We start from the raw sequence: 14,296 nt of genomic DNA, 5'->3' as shown, positions 1-14,296 counted from the left end.
CGGATCACTCCAGCGGGCAGGCGGCACGGATACGCTGGCGGCCAACGTCAACGTCGACGCTCAACAGGAGGTACCCCTGATGGAACGCATCACCAGGGCTGACGACCGGGTCCACCGCCCGGCGGGCCCGTGGACGCCCACCGTCCACCGGCTGCTCGAACACGTGCACGGTCACGGTTTCGTGGGGGTGCCGGAACCGATCTCGCTCGGGGACGCCCTCGAGACCGTGTCGTTCGTCCCGGGCACCGCCGGTGACTACCCGTGGAACCAGGACATCGCGAGCGAGGCCGCGCTCGTGACCACGGCACGCATGCTCCGCCACTACCACGACGCCGCGGCCGACTTCCCCCGCAGCGACGCCGACGTGTGGTCCCAGGCGGAGCGCGCTCCCGTCGAGACGATCGTCCACGGCGACTTCGCGCCGTACAACTGCGTCTACGACGGCATCGCGGCCGTCGGCATCATCGACTTCGACACCGCACACCCGGGGCCCCGGGTCTGGGACGTCGCGAGTGCCGTGTACCGCTTCGCGCCGTTCACGACCGGCGTCGTCGAGGGCGGCACCGCGTCGCTCGACCTCCGGCTCGGGCGCGCCGCCGAGTTCTGCCGGGCCTACGAGCTCGACGCCCGTTCGCGATCGGTCCTCGTCGACACCATGGTGTCCTCGCTCGTGGCGCTCGTCACGACCATCGAGACCGAGGCAGCGGCAGGCGACCCGAAGTTCGTCAGCGACCTCGCGCACGGACACGTCGAGCTCTACCGCGCCGACGTGGCGTTCATCGAGCAGCACGTGGACGCCATCGCGGCGGCCGTGGCCTGACGCCCGGTGTCCCGGCCGCCCGTGTCCGTGCAGCCGACCCCTGCGCGGCTCCGGGCCGAGCGTCTGGCCGCGCAGGGCATCGCCGCCCCGGGCACCGCGCCGACCGCGGCGGTCGCACGCATGACGGCCGTGCAGGGCCAGGACCTCGGGCAGGTGCTCTGGGCGATCGGTGTCCGCACGCCCGGGTCCACGCGCGACGACGTCCGGGCCGCCTTCGACCGCGGCGAACTCGTCCGGGGCTGGCCGATGCGGGGCACCCTGCACGCCCTCCGACCGGACGACCTCCGGCTGATCGGCTCGCTCACCGCCGACCGCACCGTGCGCTCGATCGCCCGTCGCGCCGCCGAGCTCGGGATCGACGAGGCGCTCGTCACCACGGCCCGCGACGCCACGGTCGAGGCGCTGGGCGGTGGTCGCTCGCTCGTCCGCGACGACCTCTTCGACCGCTGGCGCGCCGTCGGCATCGACCCTGCCGGTGGACGCGGCTACCACCTCCTGCTCCGCCTGTCGCTCGACGGACTGGTCGTCTGGGGGCCGACCGCCCGGGTCGGCCAGGGCATCGTGCTCCTCGACGAGTGGGCGCCCGCCGTCGAACCCGTGCCGGACCGTGACGAGGCGCTCCGCCGGCTCCTCACGGGCTGGCTGCGGGGCAGGGGTCCGGCCACCGAGGCAGACGCCGCCGCGTGGACGAAGCTCCCGCTCGGGGACGTGCGCCGTGGCATCGCCGCCGCCGGCGACGCCGTGGAGCACCTCGGCGGAGGACTGCTCGCACTCGCCGACCGTCCGCCGACGGGTGGCACCCCGACCGGACACCTGCTCCCCGGCTTCGACGAGTACCTGCTCGGTTACGCCGACCGCTCCGTGCAGCTGCCCGCCGAGCACCAGGACCGCGTCGTGCCGGGCGGCAACGGCATCTTCCTGCCGATGGCCGTCGTCCGGGGCGTCGTCGTGGGGACGTGGACCCGAGCGGAACGCGCGTCCGGGGTCCGGGTGACGGTCACGCCCTTCGCCCCGCTCGACCCGTCGGCCGTCCGCGCACTCGGTGCCGCCGCCGACCGGTACGCCCGCTGGCTGAGCGCCCCGGTGACGTTCACGGTCGCCTGACCGTCCGCTCGACCCTGCGCACGCGCGGACACGCGCGGACACGCGCCTCCGCAGACCAACGTCGCCCAGCCAGCACCCAGCGCGTGTGCGGCTGACGCCGACGCTCCCTCGGGTAATGTCGCAGGGCCATGACCGACAGCCCGGCCGACGCCACCCCGTACGAGGTCCTCGGCGTCCCCGCGACCGCCGACGACGACGAACTCCGCCGCGCCTACCGGAAGGCCGCCCGCGAGTCCCACCCCGACCTCGGCGGCGACCCCCAGTCCTTCCGGCGTGTCCAGCTCGCCTGGGAACGCATCGGAACCCCCGCCGCCCGCCGCGCCTACGACGCGGGATCCCGCCACGGCTCGGCCCCGACGTACGAGGCCGGGTCGGCAGGGTCCGGCTCCTCGGCCTGGAGGCACGGATCACCCCGCGACGCCTACGCACCCCCGTCGGCTCGTCGCGACTCACGCCCCCGTGCCCGCTCCCACGGACACCCCGGCGGGCGGTCCCGCGAGGTCTTCCTGCAGGCCGAACGCGAGTGGGTCGGTCTGGGCGACCCCATCGAGGACCCCTACGACCCCGCGCTCATCCGCTCCGCGCCCCGACACATCCGCCGGCTGCTGGGCGAGGCGCTCGCCGAGGAGGCCACGGCGTCGATCGTCGCGGACATGGGCATCGGCGTCACCGTCTGGCACGACCTCGACGCCGGACCCGAGGGCAAGCTCGACCACGCCGTGCTCACGAGCTCGGGGCTGTGGGCGCTCGAGTCCATCGACTGGGGCGGACCCGTGGAGGTCGAGGGCGGCGAGATCGCTGGCGAGACCCTCGCGCCGGGGGAGCGCCCCGTCAAGGAACTCGTCCGCGCCGCCCGGGCCGTGCAGAAGCAGACCCGCGTCCGCTTCACCGGCCGGATCCTCGTCGTGCCGGACTCCGCCGTCGACGAGGACGTCCAGCTCGTCGGCTCGCAGCGGAAGCCCACCGCGTTCGTCGTGAAGCGCAGCGCCCTGGCGTACGTGCTGTCCGGCGCGCTCTCGCCCGTCGGGTCGGTCGACGTGTTCGACGTCCGCGACCGCCTGCAGCAGACGGTCCGCTTCGTCTGATGCCCGAGCCGGTCGTGGTCGAGGTCGGGGGCTGGGAGCACCTCTGCTGCGGCGGGGCCGTCGAGATCGGGGACGAGGTCGAGTACCCGGTCGTGCAGGCCGACGGCTCTCGGCGGTTCGCGGAGGTCCGACACGGCACCGTACGGACGCAGACGATCCGCGGGCGGGTCGTCGAACTGTACGCCGTCGGCCGCTCCGGTCGCGTCGCCGTCGAACGGATCCCGGACGGTCGGGCGCTGCGGGGGTTCGACGAGGATGACGACGGTCACCTCGAAGCACGGTGGACCGGGCAGCCCGTCGAGGTCGAGTGGGACGGGGACCCCGAGTTCGAGGTCGTCGTCGATCCCTTCGGCAGACGTCCTCGTCGCTGACCGCGCCGTGACACGGGCCTCGTCGTAGCATCGCGACATGCGCGAGGAGGTCGAGGTCGAGGTCGGCGGCTGGGAGCACGACTGCTGCGGCCCCGCCTACGAGCGCGACGCCCGGGCGGACTTCACCGCGTACGGCGAGGGGGCGGAGTACTCGGAGTCGCGGCACCACGAGGACGACACCGACATCGTCGAGCTCCGTGGCCGGGTCGCCGACCTGTTCGTCGTCGCCGAGGACGGCACGCGGATCCCGGTGCAGCGCATCCCGTCGGGCAGTGCGATCTGCGGCTTCGACGACCATGACGACGGCCACCTCGAAGCGCCCTGGACCGGGGAACCGGTCGACGTCGACTCCGGTTGGTTCGTCGTCGTCCTGGACCGGTACGTCCCCGGCAGCGGCAGCCGTCAGTAGCCGCGGAGCTTCTCGAGGTCGCGGCGCTCCCGCTTGCTCGGACGCCCCGCACCCCGGTCACGCTGCGGCACGAACCCGGCTTCCTCCCGGGGGAGTCGCGGCGGGGTCTTGTCCTCGAAGTGCTTCGCGGCCTCGGGGGCGCTCGTCCGCTTGAGGATGATCCCGCGCACCACGACGATGCGGTCGAAGCCGTTCTGCCGCACCCGGACCTCGTCGCCGGGGCCGATCGGCTGCGCCGGCTTCGCGCGCTCCCCGTTCACCCGGACATGGCCGGCCTTGCACGCGGCCGTCGCGGCGGAGCGGGTCTTCGTGATGCGGACCGCCCAGATCCAGCTGTCGACCCGTGCCTTCTCCATCCCGACACCCTACGACGCCCCGCCCGCCCTACCCTGGGCAGCATGACCACCGACCCGGCCGCCGTCGCACGGGCCCTCGCGCTGGGCGTGCTGCACGACGCGGCACTCGGCGACCGGCTCGTCGTCCGTGCACACCACGGCGACGGCGCGCGGGACGCCCTCGGCGAGCTGCGCGCTCGGACGGACGCCACGGTGACGATCGACACCCGCCGGGGGCCCGTCGAGGTGGCGCTCGCCGACGTCGTCGCCGCGAAGCCCGTGCCGCCCCCGGCCGTCCGCCGCCGCTGAGCCCGCCCGCTGCCTGGACCGCTGCCGCCGCCCGGCGCGCCGCACCCGACCTCCCGGGTACGCCCCCGTAGCCTCGGAGCATGGCTGTCCCCGTCCCGCTCGGCACCGAGGACCGCACCGCACGCCTCACGCTCCGCCGACCGGACGCCTGGCGTCGCGAGGACGCCCCGCAGGCCGACCTCCGGCTCACCGGCGACGACGTGGTCCTCACCGTCCGCTCCCGCCCGAGCGACCGCACGATCGCCGAGGAGCACACGAGCCTCCTCGAACGCCTGCCGGGGTCGGTCGAGGGCCTGCTGCTCGTCGGCGTCGACGTCTGGACCGTCGCGGGCGCCCCCGCACGGCTCGTCGAGTACGTCCGGCCCGACGAGGACGGCGCCGTCGCCGGAGCCCACCTCGTGTTCGTCACCGGGCGGCACCGCGTCGACCTCACCGTCGAACGGCCGCTGGCCCGCATGCTCGCGACCGACGACCTCGTGTTCGCCGTGCTCGACACCGTCCGCGCGACCGAGCCGACCGAGGCACGACCGCGCCGCGACCTCGAGACCCTCCCGGACGCGCCCGCCGCCGCCGAGCTCGACGGCCCGCGCCTCACCGCCGAGGCCGTGTCGACCCTCCGCAGCCTCGCCGGGCGCCGGTGGAACCCCGGCCTCCTCCGCAGCCCCGCCGGCCGCGAGCTCATCGACGCCGGCCTCGTCGGACGCCTCGGCACCCTGCCCGAGGCCACGCAGTCCCTGATCGGCCCCTGGGCCGAGGACACCCAGCCGACCACCCTGGAGCAGCGGCTGCCCGACGGGAGCGAGTCGCGCCTCCAGGCCTGGGACGGCACCGTCGTCGACGGGACGGACGACCAGGTGGTCGCCGCCGTCCCGCCCGAGCGCGTGGTCGCGGTCATGGCCGGGAGGCTCGGCATCCGCCCGGTGTGGACCTTCCCGTTCCGCACGGGGTCGGTCCGGGCAGACCTGGTGGCGCGCCGCCTCGACGGCGGCGACACCGCGCCGGACCTGCCCGCGGACGTCGCCGAGGGCGACCCGCGGCTCGCCCGGTTCTGGGCCGCGCCGTGGACGGTCGCGCACCTCCGACGGCCCGGGGCGCAGCACCCCGTCACGATCGTGCACGCCGAGGGGCAGGGGTTCGCCCGGGTCGGACGCACCGAGGCCGGGGCGACCGCGTTCTCGGCGGACGCCCCGGCCAACGTGTTCCGGTCGGTGGTGCGGGCGGTGCTCGGCGCGTAGGCGGACGACACCGTCACTCGCGCCAACGTGTTCCGGTCGGTGGTGCGGGCGGTGCTCGGCGCGTAGGCGGACGACACCGTCACTCGCGCCGACGTGTTCCGGTCGGTGGTGCGGGCGGTGCTCGGCGGCGCCTAGGCGGCCGGTCCTGCGGTCAGTGTGATCGTCACCGTGTGGGAGGTCCCGGCGCTGTCCGTGTAGGTGACCGTCACCCGGTCGCCGACGCTGTGCGCCTGGATCGCCGCCGTCAGCGCGTCCGAGGTCGAGACCGCGGTGCCGTCGAGCGCCGTGATCACGTCACCGGCACCGAGGCCGGCCTTCGCCGCACCCGAGCCCTCGACCGTGCCGGCGACGGCGACGCCACCGGTCGTGGCGGTCCCGCTCACCTCGACTCCGAGGAACGCGGGCAGGCCGATCGTGATCGTCGACGAGGACTCACCCGCGAGGATCTTGTCCGCGATCGACTTCGCGGTCGAGATCGGGATCGCGAAGCCCGTGACGTCCGCCGACCCCGAGGACGCCGCGGTCGCCATGCCGACGACCTCGCCCTCGCTGTCGAGGACCGGGCCGCCCGAGTCGCCCGAGACGATGTCCGCCGCGACCTGGATCATGCCCGTGAGGGACTCGGTGCCGGAGCCGGAGTCGCTCTGCACCTGGATGTCCTGGTCGGTCGCGGTGACGGTGCCCTCCGCGGCGACGAGGTTGCCCGTGCCCTCGGCGTTCCCGACGTCGGTGACCGAGTCGCCGGTCTTCGCGCCGCCGTCGTCGTCGAGCGTGACGGTCGACAGGCCGGAGGCATCCTGGAGCTTCAGGACCGCGACGTCGTGGGTGGCGTCCGTGCCGACGACGTCCGCCTTGTACTGCTTGCCGGTCGTCTCATCGGTCACGACGATGCTCGTGGCGCCCTGCACGACGTGGTTGTTCGTCAGCACCGTGCCGTTCGACGTGAGGATCATCCCGGTGCCGGCGGCCTGCGAGGACTCGTCGTAGTTGAGGACGGTGTTGATCGTGACGACGCCCTTCTTCTGGGCCGCGGTCGCGGCGGTGGCGGCGGACTGCGTGCTCGTCCCGGAGCTGCCGTCGCTCGTGCCGGTGCCGTCGCCCGTGCCGAGTCCGTTGCCCGGCACCGTGAAGCCGTTCGTGCCGCTGCCGTCGCTGCTCCCGCTGCCGCTGCCGGTCCCGGGGAGTGTCGTCGTGCCCTGCGACTGGCTCGACGTCGTCGACGTGTGCTGGGAGGAGAGTCCGAGCGCCGTCCCGCCCGCGGCCCCGAGGATCGCGAGCGCCGCGATGCCCGAGCCGATCATGAGCCCGAGGCGGCGCGGGCGCTTCGTCGGCGCGGACGCCCACCCACCGTGGTTCGCGGCGGCGGCCCCGGTCGCCCAGCCCTGCGGGTTCGACCAGCCCTGGCCGTTCGACCAGTGCTGCCCGTCGAGGGCGGGGCTCCCGACGAGGTACGGGCCCCGGCCGTCGTGCGTGTAGGCGTACGGGCCGGAGCCGTCGGGTGCGTACAGGTACGGACCGCTGCCGTCGAAGGCGTAGGCCGGGCGGAGGGTCGACCGGTCGGCGTGCGGAGCCTCCCAGCCGCCCTGCGCGCGGGCGGCGGCTCCGTCGGTCGTCGCGCCGTTCGTCCCGCCAGGGGTGGCGTCGGGGTTCGGGGTCTCGTTCATCGGTGCTCTCCGGTCGTCCCTCGACGGCCCGGTCGGGCGTCGATGGATGCCAGTACAGGCCCGTTCCCCAAGGAGACCCTATGAACGAGCACTGCGCACGCTCACGGCTCGCTCGGGGAAGGCCGAACGTCGGGCCGATCCGCTCGGGGCGCGCACGTTAGGGTTGCCTCACCCCCATGGCAGCTCCCGTCCTCGCTCCTGCGCCCAGCTCCGTCGGCCGGCTCGTCCGCGCCACCGTGCTGGCGGTCGTGGTCCTCGGCGTCGCGGTCGCGCTGTCCGTGGCGTTCGGCTCACGGCCGATCCCGCTCGGGACCGTCCTCGACACGGTCCTGCACCCCGGACGCCGGGACGAGATCGGCCTGATCGTGCTCGGCAACCGCGTGCCCCGCACCGTCGTCGGGCTCCTCGCCGGAGCCGCACTCGGGGTCGCCGGTGCCGTGATGCAGGGCGTGACGCGGAACCCCCTCGCCGACCCGAGCGTGCTCGGCATCAACGCCGGGGCCTCCCTCGCGGTGGTGACCGGCATCGCGGTGTTCGGCATCAGCGGCACGGGCGCGTACCTGCCCTTCGCGTTCGTCGGCGCCGGACTCGCGGCGCTGCTCGTCTACGGGATCGCCGCGGTCGCCCGGCGCGGGCTCTCCCCGGTCGGGCTCGCGCTCTCCGGGGCCGTGGTCGCCGCGGCGCTGTCCTCGGTGACGACCGCCGTCCTCGTGACGAATCAGTCCCTGCTCGACCAGCTCCGGTTCTGGCAGGTCGGCGCGCTCGCGGGCAAGGACCTCGGCACCGCCGGGGTCATCGTCGTCCCGGTGCTGGTCGGCCTCGTCGTCGCGATCGGCCTCGGTCGGTCGCTCAACACCCTCGCGCTCGGCGACGAGCTCGCCGCGTCCCTCGGCCAGCGGGTGGTGCTCGTCCGGGTCGTCGGCGGTGTCGTGACCGTGCTGCTGGCCGGGTCCGCCGTGGCAGCCGCCGGGCCGATCGCCTTCGTCGGACTCGCCGTCCCGCACGCCGTCCGTCGCCTCACCGGCCCCGACAACCGGTGGACGATCCTGCTCTCCGCACTCGTCGCACCGGCCCTCCTGCTCGCGGCCGACGTCATCGGCCGCGTCGTCGCGTACCCGGGGGAGCTGCAGGTCGGCATCGTCACGGCGCTCATCGGGGCGCCGGTGTTCATCGCGCTCGTCCGGTCCCGGGCGGTGCGGGGACTGTGACGGCCGTGGAACCCCGGAGCCGTCGCCGGGTCGTCGGAGCACGCCGCGAGCTGCTCGTGCTCGGCGTGCTGCTCGTGGTGCTCGTCGCGCTCGTGCTCACCGGCCTCGGCGTCGGCGAGATCCCGCTGTCACCCGCGCAGGTGGCCGCCGCCGCGTTCGGGCAGGGGGACACGATCGCGGACTTCGTGATCGGGCAGCTCCGCGGGCCGCGGGTGTTCGGCGCGGTGTTCGTCGGCGCGGCCCTCGGTGTCGCCGGCGCGATCGTGCAGAGCGTGGTGCGGAACCCGATCGCGAGCCCGGACGTCATCGGCATCACCTCGGGAGCGAGCGCCGCCGGCATCACCGCGATCGTGCTGTTCGGGGCGTCCGGGATCGCGCTCTTCGGTACCGTGCTCGTCGGGGCCGTCGTGGTCTCGCTCGTCATCGCCGCACTGTCCTGGCAGCGGGGGATCACCGGCAACCGGGTGGTCCTGGTGGGCATCGGCGTCGCGGCGATCTGCCTGGCCGTGACCGGGTGGATGCTCACGAGCGGCACCGTGACCCAGGCGGGCACCGCGCTGCTGTGGCTCTCCGGCAGCCTGAACGCCGTCGACCGGGACCTCGTCGGCGTCCTCGGCATCGCCTTCGTCGTGCTCATGGCGCTCGCCCTCGCGCAGTCGCCCCGGTTGACGGTGCTCGCCCTCGGGGACGACGTCGCGTCGGCGCTCGGGCTCCGTCCCGACCGCGCGAAGGTGCTGCTGCTCCTCACCGCGGTGGCGCTCACGGCCGGCGCCGTGGCCACCGCCGGCCCCGTGTCGTTCGTCGCGCTCATGTCGGCGCCGATCGCGCGCCGGGTCGTCGGCGGCGGACGGGTAGCGCTCGCCCCCGCGGCCGCCGTCGGCGCGGTGGTGACGCTCGCGAGCGACCTCGTGGCCCAGTTCGCGATCCCGGGCACCGCGCTCCCCGTCGGCGTCGTCACCGGTGTCGTCGGTGCGCCGTACCTCCTCTGGCTGCTCGCCCGCGGCCGCTGACGCACCCGGCCGCCGGAACACTCGGCCGCCGACGCGCGCGATCCCGGGGTCGCAACTCCCCGGGTGCGCGCCGCCCGGGGGTCACGGAACGTCGCTCCCGCGCACTCCGAGCGACCGTTCGTGACCCTCCGCCGGGCGTCGACGGGGCGTCGTGACCACCTGCGCGCGGATCGCGACGGGCGCGGCGGAGCCGAGCCGTGCCTCCAGGCCGACCGTCGGGGGACCGCGCGCGCAACGTGAGCGGCGCGTCGTCCGGAGCCCCGTCGGGCCCGGAGCGACACGCCGCGGACCGGCCGTCCCGCAACATCGTGCGGGTTCCCGCACGAGGAGGCCAGAACCCCCCTTCCGGGTGTCTGCACCGTTCGTTCTGTCCCCATAGGTTCGCAGTCGACCGTCGGGGGCAACCCGACAGCGTGCCGACCCGATGGTGCGCTGACCTCCGCGGAAGAAGGACCGTCATGCCCGAACAGCTCGACGGCGCCCCCGTGCGCCGGAGGCAGTGGGGTTCCGAGCGTCGTACCCGCCCGCTCGACACCATCCACGCCCGTCCCTCCGACCGGAAGCTCGTCTCCGGTCGCGTCGCCATCATCCTGACCATCGCGTTCTGGCTCGCCTACGTCGTCTACACGGTGATCCGCCAGTTCCTCGACTACGGCACCGAGAGCTTCCGCTTCACCACCGAGGCGATCTCGTACCTGGTGGTCGTCACCTTCCTGACCTTCTCCGCCCTCATGCACCTCATCGCCCGCCAGGGTGCGATGGAGCGGTTCGCCGCGCACGTCCGCGTCCCGCGCGCCGAGCTCGACCGCCACTTCGCCGAGGGGCACGAGGCGCCGATGACGGTCCTCGTGCCGAGCTACGCCGAGGAACCCGACGTCGTCGCCACCACGCTCTGGTCGGCCGCGCTGCAGGAGTACCCGGCTCTCCGCGTCGTCCTGCTCGTCGACGACGCCCCCTTCCCGACCGACCCCGAGGTGGCCGACAAGCTCGAGCGCACCCGTGCGGTCGCCGGGCGGATCCAGTCGCAGCTCGCCGCACCCTCCCGGCGCTTCCAGGAGGCCCTGCTCGTCGCGGAGATCGACGCCGACACCGCGCCGCACGCCTCGGTCGACGCGCTCCGGACGCTCGTCGAGCACCACCGCTGGGCGGACGCCTGGCTCCGGCGGCACGCCCGTGAGCACGAGGTCGTCGACCACGTGGACCACTTCTTCCACGACCAGGTGCTCGTCGCGCTGGCCGACGAGTTCCGTCTGACGTCCGAGGCGCTCGAGGCCGCGATCGTGGACGCGGTCGGCGCCGGCGCTCCTGCCGGCCGCGCGGTCGGAGCTGCCGTGGGCGGCGACGCCTTCACCGAGGTCACCAGCGCCCGTGCCCTCGAGCTCACCCGCCGCCTGGCGTGGACCTTCACCGCCGAGATCACGACCTTCGAGCGGAAGCGGTTCGTGAACCTCTCCGACGAGGCGAACAAGGCCATGAACCTCAACTCGTACATCGGGCTGCTCGGCGGCTCGTACGCGTTCGAGGAGACCGCGAGCGGGACGATCCTCCGCACGGTCGCCTCGCCGGAGGACGCCGACCTCGTCGTCCCCGCGTCCGACTACGTCCTGACGCTCGACGCCGACTCCGTGCTGCTCCGCGACTACTGCCTGCGGCTCGTGTACTTCCTCGAGCAGCCGGAGAACGCCCGCGTCGCCGTGACGCAGACCCCGTACTCGTCCTTCCGGGGTGCAGCGACGCGCATCGAGCGGCTCGCCGGTGCGACCACCGACATCCAGCACATCCTCCACCAGGGCATGTCGCGCCACAACGCGACCTTCTGGGTCGGCGCGAACGCGGTCATCCGCACCCGCGCGCTCCGCGACATCGAGGAGGTCGAGACCGTCGGCGGCTTCGAGGTCAAGCGGTACGTGCAGGACCGCACGGTCATCGAGGACACCGAGTCGAGCGTCGACCTCGGCATGCACGGCTGGACCCTGGTGAACTACCCGGAGCGCCTGTCGTACAGCGCGACCCCGCCGGACTTCGGCTCGCTCATCGTGCAGCGACGCCGGTGGGCGAACGGTGGCCTCCTGATCCTGCCGAAGTACCTCCGCCAGGTCCGCGAGCGTCGGCAGCGCGGGGAGCGGGTCGGCCTCGTCGAGATGTCCCTCCGCGTCAACTACATGGCGTCGATCGCGTGGGGTTCGCTCGGCCTCATCTTCCTGCTGGCCTACCCGTACGACTCGCGGCTCCTCAGCCCGATGGTGCTCCTCGCCGCCCTGCCGTACTTCTGGCTCTTCGCGTCCGACCTGAAGTACTGCGGCTACAAGCGGACCGACATCCTCCGGATCTACGGGTTCAACCTGATCCTCATGCCGGTCAACGTCGCCGGGGTGCTCAAGAGCATCCAGCAGGCGCTGACGGCGAAGAAGATCCCGTTCGCCCGCACGCCGAAGGTCCGCGACCGCACGGCGTCCCCCGCGCTGTACGTCCTCGCGCCGTACGCCATGGTCGTCTTCTCGGTGTTCACGTTCCTGCGGGACTACCAGGCGCAGAACTGGGGCAACGCGGTGTTCGCGGCGTTCAACGCCCTCCTCGCGTTCTACGCGATCGTCGCGTACATCGGCATCTGGAACTCGGTCGTCGACGTCTGGCTGTGGGCCACCCGGTGGATGTACTACGACCCGTCCGCCCGGGCCGCACGTCGCGCCGCCCGTCGGCAGGCGAAGCAGGACCGGAAGGCGGCCCGCAAGGGTCTGCTGCCCGAGGCTGAGCCGGTCGCCGAGGACTGGCGTGCCGTCCTGTACTTCGGGCACGGCGGTGCGGAGCTGCCGACCCGCCACGGTGCCGGGACGGTCGGCGCCCCGGCGACCCGCAGTACCCCGACGGTCGTGACCGCACCCGCCGGGCCCACTGCGTCCGACGCGCCGACCGGGCACGCCGCGACGGCCGCCCCCGCCGCCCCCGCCGCCCCCGCCGCCCCCGCCGCCCCCGCCTCCACCGACGAACGGACCGCTGCCTGATGTCCTCCACCAGACGACTCTCCCCGCTGCGGGTCGGCCTCGCGGTCGTCCTGACCGCTGCCGTCGCGGCCGGGGGCTACCTCGGCTTCGACCGCTGGCAGTCGGCGCAGGCCGCGGACGCCCAGAAGAGCTGGTTCGCCGCGTACACCGACGTCACCGCCACCCCGACGTTCGCCTTCGAGGACGTCAAGTCCGCCAAGGGTCGCGACGTGATGCTCTCGTTCGTGGTCGCCGACCACGACGCAGCCTGCACCCCGACCTGGGGTTCGGCGTACTCGCTGCAGGGCGCGTCCGACTCCCTCGACCTCGACCGCCGCATCGCCCGGCTCCAGCAGCAGAAGGGCGAGGTCGGCGTCTCGTTCGGCGGCCTCGCGAACGACGAGCTCGCGACGACCTGCACGGACACGTCCGACCTGGTCGGCGCCTACGAGACCGTCGTGCAGCGCTACGACGTCAGCACGGTCGACTTCGACGTCGAGGGTGACGACCTCACGAACCACGCCGCGGGGGAGCGCCGGGCTGCCGCCGTGAAGAAGCTGCAGGACGCGCGTCGTGCTGCGGGGCACCCCCTCGCCGTGTGGCTCACCCTTCCGGCAGCGCCCGGGGGCCTGACGAGCGACGGGACCACCGCGGTCGCGCAGTTCCTCAAGGCCGGGGTCGACCTCGCCGGCGTCAACGCGATGACGATGGACTACGGCCAGGCCAAGGGCTCGAGCCAGAGCATGTACTCCGCCTCGGTCCAGACCCTGCAGGAGGTCCACCGGCAGCTCGGCATCCTCTACACGAGGTCGGGCACCCCGCTCACCGACGCGACGCTCTGGCACAAGGTCGGCGCGACCCCGATGATCGGGCAGAACGACATCCAGGACGAGGTGTTCACGCTCGCCGACGCGAGGAAGCTCAACGCCTGGGCGCGGGAGCGCGGGCTCGGCCGCATGTCCATGTGGTCCCTCAACCGCGACACCACGTGCGGCTCGAACTACGTGAACCTGTCGACCGTGTCCGACTCCTGCTCGGGCGTCGACCAGGACGGCGTACTGTTCGCCGACGTCCTCGGCAAGGGCTTCACGGGCGGCATCGTCGCGGCGGCCTCGGACGTCACGGAGGCCGAGCCGAGCGCGACCGTCCAGCCGACCGACGACCCGAAGACGAGCCCGTACCCGGTGTGGAGCGCGGACGCGTCCTACCTCGAGGGCACGAAGATCGTCTGGCACCACAACGTCTACGAGGCGAAGTGGTGGACCTCGGGCGACCTCCCGGACGACCCGGTGCTCAGCGCCTACGAGACGCCGTGGCAGCTCATCGGGCCGGTGCTTCCGGGTGAGAAGCCGGTCAAGCAGGTCACCCTGCCGGCGGGCACCTACCCGTCGTGGTCCGGTACGAAGCAGTACGACACCGGGGCGCGGGTCCTGTTCGACGGTGTGCCGTACCAGGCGAAGTGGTGGAACACCGGCGACAGCCCGGAGGCGTCGACGAGCGATCCCGACGGCTCGCCCTGGGTGAAGCTCAAGGACTCCGAGATCAAGGAGCTCCTGTCGGAGCTCCAGCAGTGACGGACCGGCGGTGCGTGTCCGCAGGCGGTGACGGTCCGCCGTGGTGACGAGATGACGGCCGGGAGGCGCGGTGCCAGCTGGCACTGCTCCTCCCGGCCGTCTCGGTGCGCGTTTCGTGGACGTTCGCTGATCGCGCACTGCCGAGTTGTGCACAGCCCCGTTCTGGGCTCCCGCGGGGTCACCCGTTTCCG

The 14,296-nt window shown here is 73.6% G+C and carries 13 protein-coding genes; 11 read left to right on the top strand and 2 right to left on the bottom strand.

Annotated elements, in window-relative coordinates:
• The first annotated feature begins 79 nt into the window (after nt 1-79).
• The 5 genes from QPJ90_RS16045 to QPJ90_RS16025 all read left to right on the top strand — a co-directional run bounded on the left by QPJ90_RS16045 (nt 80) and on the right by QPJ90_RS16025 (nt 3,789).
• Nucleotides 80-820, top strand: a complete 741-nt coding sequence (locus QPJ90_RS16045; RefSeq protein WP_290132139.1) for an aminoglycoside phosphotransferase family protein — start codon at nt 80-82, stop codon at nt 818-820.
• 21 nt (nt 821-841) lie between these two features.
• Nucleotides 842-1,924 carry a winged helix DNA-binding domain-containing protein gene (locus tag QPJ90_RS16040; protein WP_290132138.1) on the top strand — a complete coding sequence of 361 codons (1,083 nt, stop codon included), beginning with the start codon at nt 842-844 and terminating at the stop codon, nt 1,922-1,924.
• A gap of 128 nt (nt 1,925-2,052) precedes the next feature.
• Complete coding sequence (locus QPJ90_RS16035; protein WP_290132137.1) at nt 2,053-3,009, top strand: J domain-containing protein; 957 nt, start codon at nt 2,053-2,055, stop codon at nt 3,007-3,009.
• The gene (locus tag QPJ90_RS16030) at nt 3,009-3,380 is read left to right on the top strand and encodes a hypothetical protein (RefSeq protein ID WP_290132136.1); all 372 of its coding nucleotides are present in this window, start codon (nt 3,009-3,011) and stop codon (nt 3,378-3,380) included. Before QPJ90_RS16035 ends, QPJ90_RS16030 begins: the two co-directional genes overlap by 1 nt.
• Nucleotides 3,381-3,417: 37 nt before the next feature.
• Nucleotides 3,418-3,789: a hypothetical protein gene (locus QPJ90_RS16025; RefSeq protein ID WP_290132135.1), complete on the top strand. Its 372-nt coding sequence runs from the start codon at nt 3,418-3,420 to the stop codon at nt 3,787-3,789.
• Here the strand turns inward: QPJ90_RS16025 and QPJ90_RS16020 are convergent.
• Nucleotides 3,783-4,145: an RNA-binding S4 domain-containing protein gene (locus tag QPJ90_RS16020; protein ID WP_290132134.1), complete on the bottom strand. Its 363-nt coding sequence runs from the start codon at nt 4,143-4,145 to the stop codon at nt 3,783-3,785. The two genes, QPJ90_RS16025 and QPJ90_RS16020, sit on opposite strands and share 7 nt — an antisense overlap.
• A gap of 42 nt (nt 4,146-4,187) precedes the next feature.
• On the opposite strand from QPJ90_RS16020, the gene QPJ90_RS16015 reads away from it, so the two are divergent.
• Nucleotides 4,188-4,433, top strand: a complete 246-nt coding sequence (locus QPJ90_RS16015; RefSeq protein ID WP_290132133.1) for a hypothetical protein — start codon at nt 4,188-4,190, stop codon at nt 4,431-4,433.
• Between the two features lie 80 nt (nt 4,434-4,513).
• On the top strand, nt 4,514-5,668 hold the full coding sequence (locus QPJ90_RS16010; RefSeq protein WP_290132132.1) for a hypothetical protein: 1,155 nt from the start codon (nt 4,514-4,516) through the stop codon (nt 5,666-5,668).
• 131 nt (nt 5,669-5,799) lie between these two features.
• On the opposite strand, the gene QPJ90_RS16005 is transcribed toward QPJ90_RS16010, so the two are convergent.
• Nucleotides 5,800-7,332, bottom strand: coding sequence for a trypsin-like peptidase domain-containing protein (locus tag QPJ90_RS16005; protein ID WP_290132131.1), 1,533 nt, complete (start codon nt 7,330-7,332; stop codon nt 5,800-5,802).
• A gap of 176 nt (nt 7,333-7,508) precedes the next feature.
• Between QPJ90_RS16005 and QPJ90_RS16000 the strand changes: the two genes are divergently transcribed.
• The 4 genes from QPJ90_RS16000 to QPJ90_RS15985 all read left to right on the top strand — a co-directional run bounded on the left by QPJ90_RS16000 (nt 7,509) and on the right by QPJ90_RS15985 (nt 14,105).
• A complete protein-coding gene (locus tag QPJ90_RS16000; protein WP_290132130.1) occupies nt 7,509-8,540 on the top strand; it encodes an iron chelate uptake ABC transporter family permease subunit in 1,032 nt (343 codons plus the stop codon).
• Between the two features lie 5 nt (nt 8,541-8,545).
• Nucleotides 8,546-9,550: an iron chelate uptake ABC transporter family permease subunit gene (locus QPJ90_RS15995; RefSeq protein ID WP_290132129.1), complete on the top strand. Its 1,005-nt coding sequence runs from the start codon at nt 8,546-8,548 to the stop codon at nt 9,548-9,550.
• Nucleotides 9,551-10,008: 458 nt separating this feature from the next.
• The gene (locus QPJ90_RS15990; RefSeq protein ID WP_290132128.1) at nt 10,009-12,552 is read left to right on the top strand and encodes a glycosyltransferase family 2 protein; all 2,544 of its coding nucleotides are present in this window, start codon (nt 10,009-10,011) and stop codon (nt 12,550-12,552) included.
• Nucleotides 12,552-14,105, top strand: a complete 1,554-nt coding sequence (locus tag QPJ90_RS15985) for a carbohydrate-binding protein (RefSeq protein WP_290132127.1) — start codon at nt 12,552-12,554, stop codon at nt 14,103-14,105. The genes QPJ90_RS15990 and QPJ90_RS15985 overlap by 1 nt, the downstream gene beginning before the upstream one ends.
• The last annotated feature ends 191 nt before the right edge of the window (nt 14,106-14,296 follow it).

The sequence above is a fragment of the Curtobacterium sp. 458 genome, assembly GCF_030406605.1.
In the GTDB taxonomy this organism is placed as follows: Bacteria; Actinomycetota; Actinomycetes; order Actinomycetales; family Microbacteriaceae; genus Curtobacterium.
This window is presented reverse-complemented; position numbering and strand designations above follow the sequence as displayed.

Coding starts and splice junctions, on each gene's coding strand:
- QPJ90_RS16010 (WP_290132132.1), top strand. CDS start 4,514: ATGGCTGTCCCCGTCCCGCTCGGCACCGAGGACCGCACCGCACGCCTC.
- QPJ90_RS16015 (WP_290132133.1), top strand. CDS start 4,188: ATGACCACCGACCCGGCCGCCGTCGCACGGGCCCTCGCGCTGGGCGTG.
- QPJ90_RS16005 (WP_290132131.1), bottom strand. CDS start 7,332: ATGAACGAGACCCCGAACCCCGACGCCACCCCTGGCGGGACGAACGGC.
- QPJ90_RS16045 (WP_290132139.1), top strand. CDS start 80: ATGGAACGCATCACCAGGGCTGACGACCGGGTCCACCGCCCGGCGGGC.
- QPJ90_RS16000 (WP_290132130.1), top strand. CDS start 7,509: ATGGCAGCTCCCGTCCTCGCTCCTGCGCCCAGCTCCGTCGGCCGGCTC.
- QPJ90_RS15990 (WP_290132128.1), top strand. CDS start 10,009: ATGCCCGAACAGCTCGACGGCGCCCCCGTGCGCCGGAGGCAGTGGGGT.
- QPJ90_RS16020 (WP_290132134.1), bottom strand. CDS start 4,145: ATGGAGAAGGCACGGGTCGACAGCTGGATCTGGGCGGTCCGCATCACG.
- QPJ90_RS15985 (WP_290132127.1), top strand. CDS start 12,552: ATGTCCTCCACCAGACGACTCTCCCCGCTGCGGGTCGGCCTCGCGGTC.
- QPJ90_RS16035 (WP_290132137.1), top strand. CDS start 2,053: ATGACCGACAGCCCGGCCGACGCCACCCCGTACGAGGTCCTCGGCGTC.
- QPJ90_RS16025 (WP_290132135.1), top strand. CDS start 3,418: ATGCGCGAGGAGGTCGAGGTCGAGGTCGGCGGCTGGGAGCACGACTGC.
- QPJ90_RS16030 (WP_290132136.1), top strand. CDS start 3,009: ATGCCCGAGCCGGTCGTGGTCGAGGTCGGGGGCTGGGAGCACCTCTGC.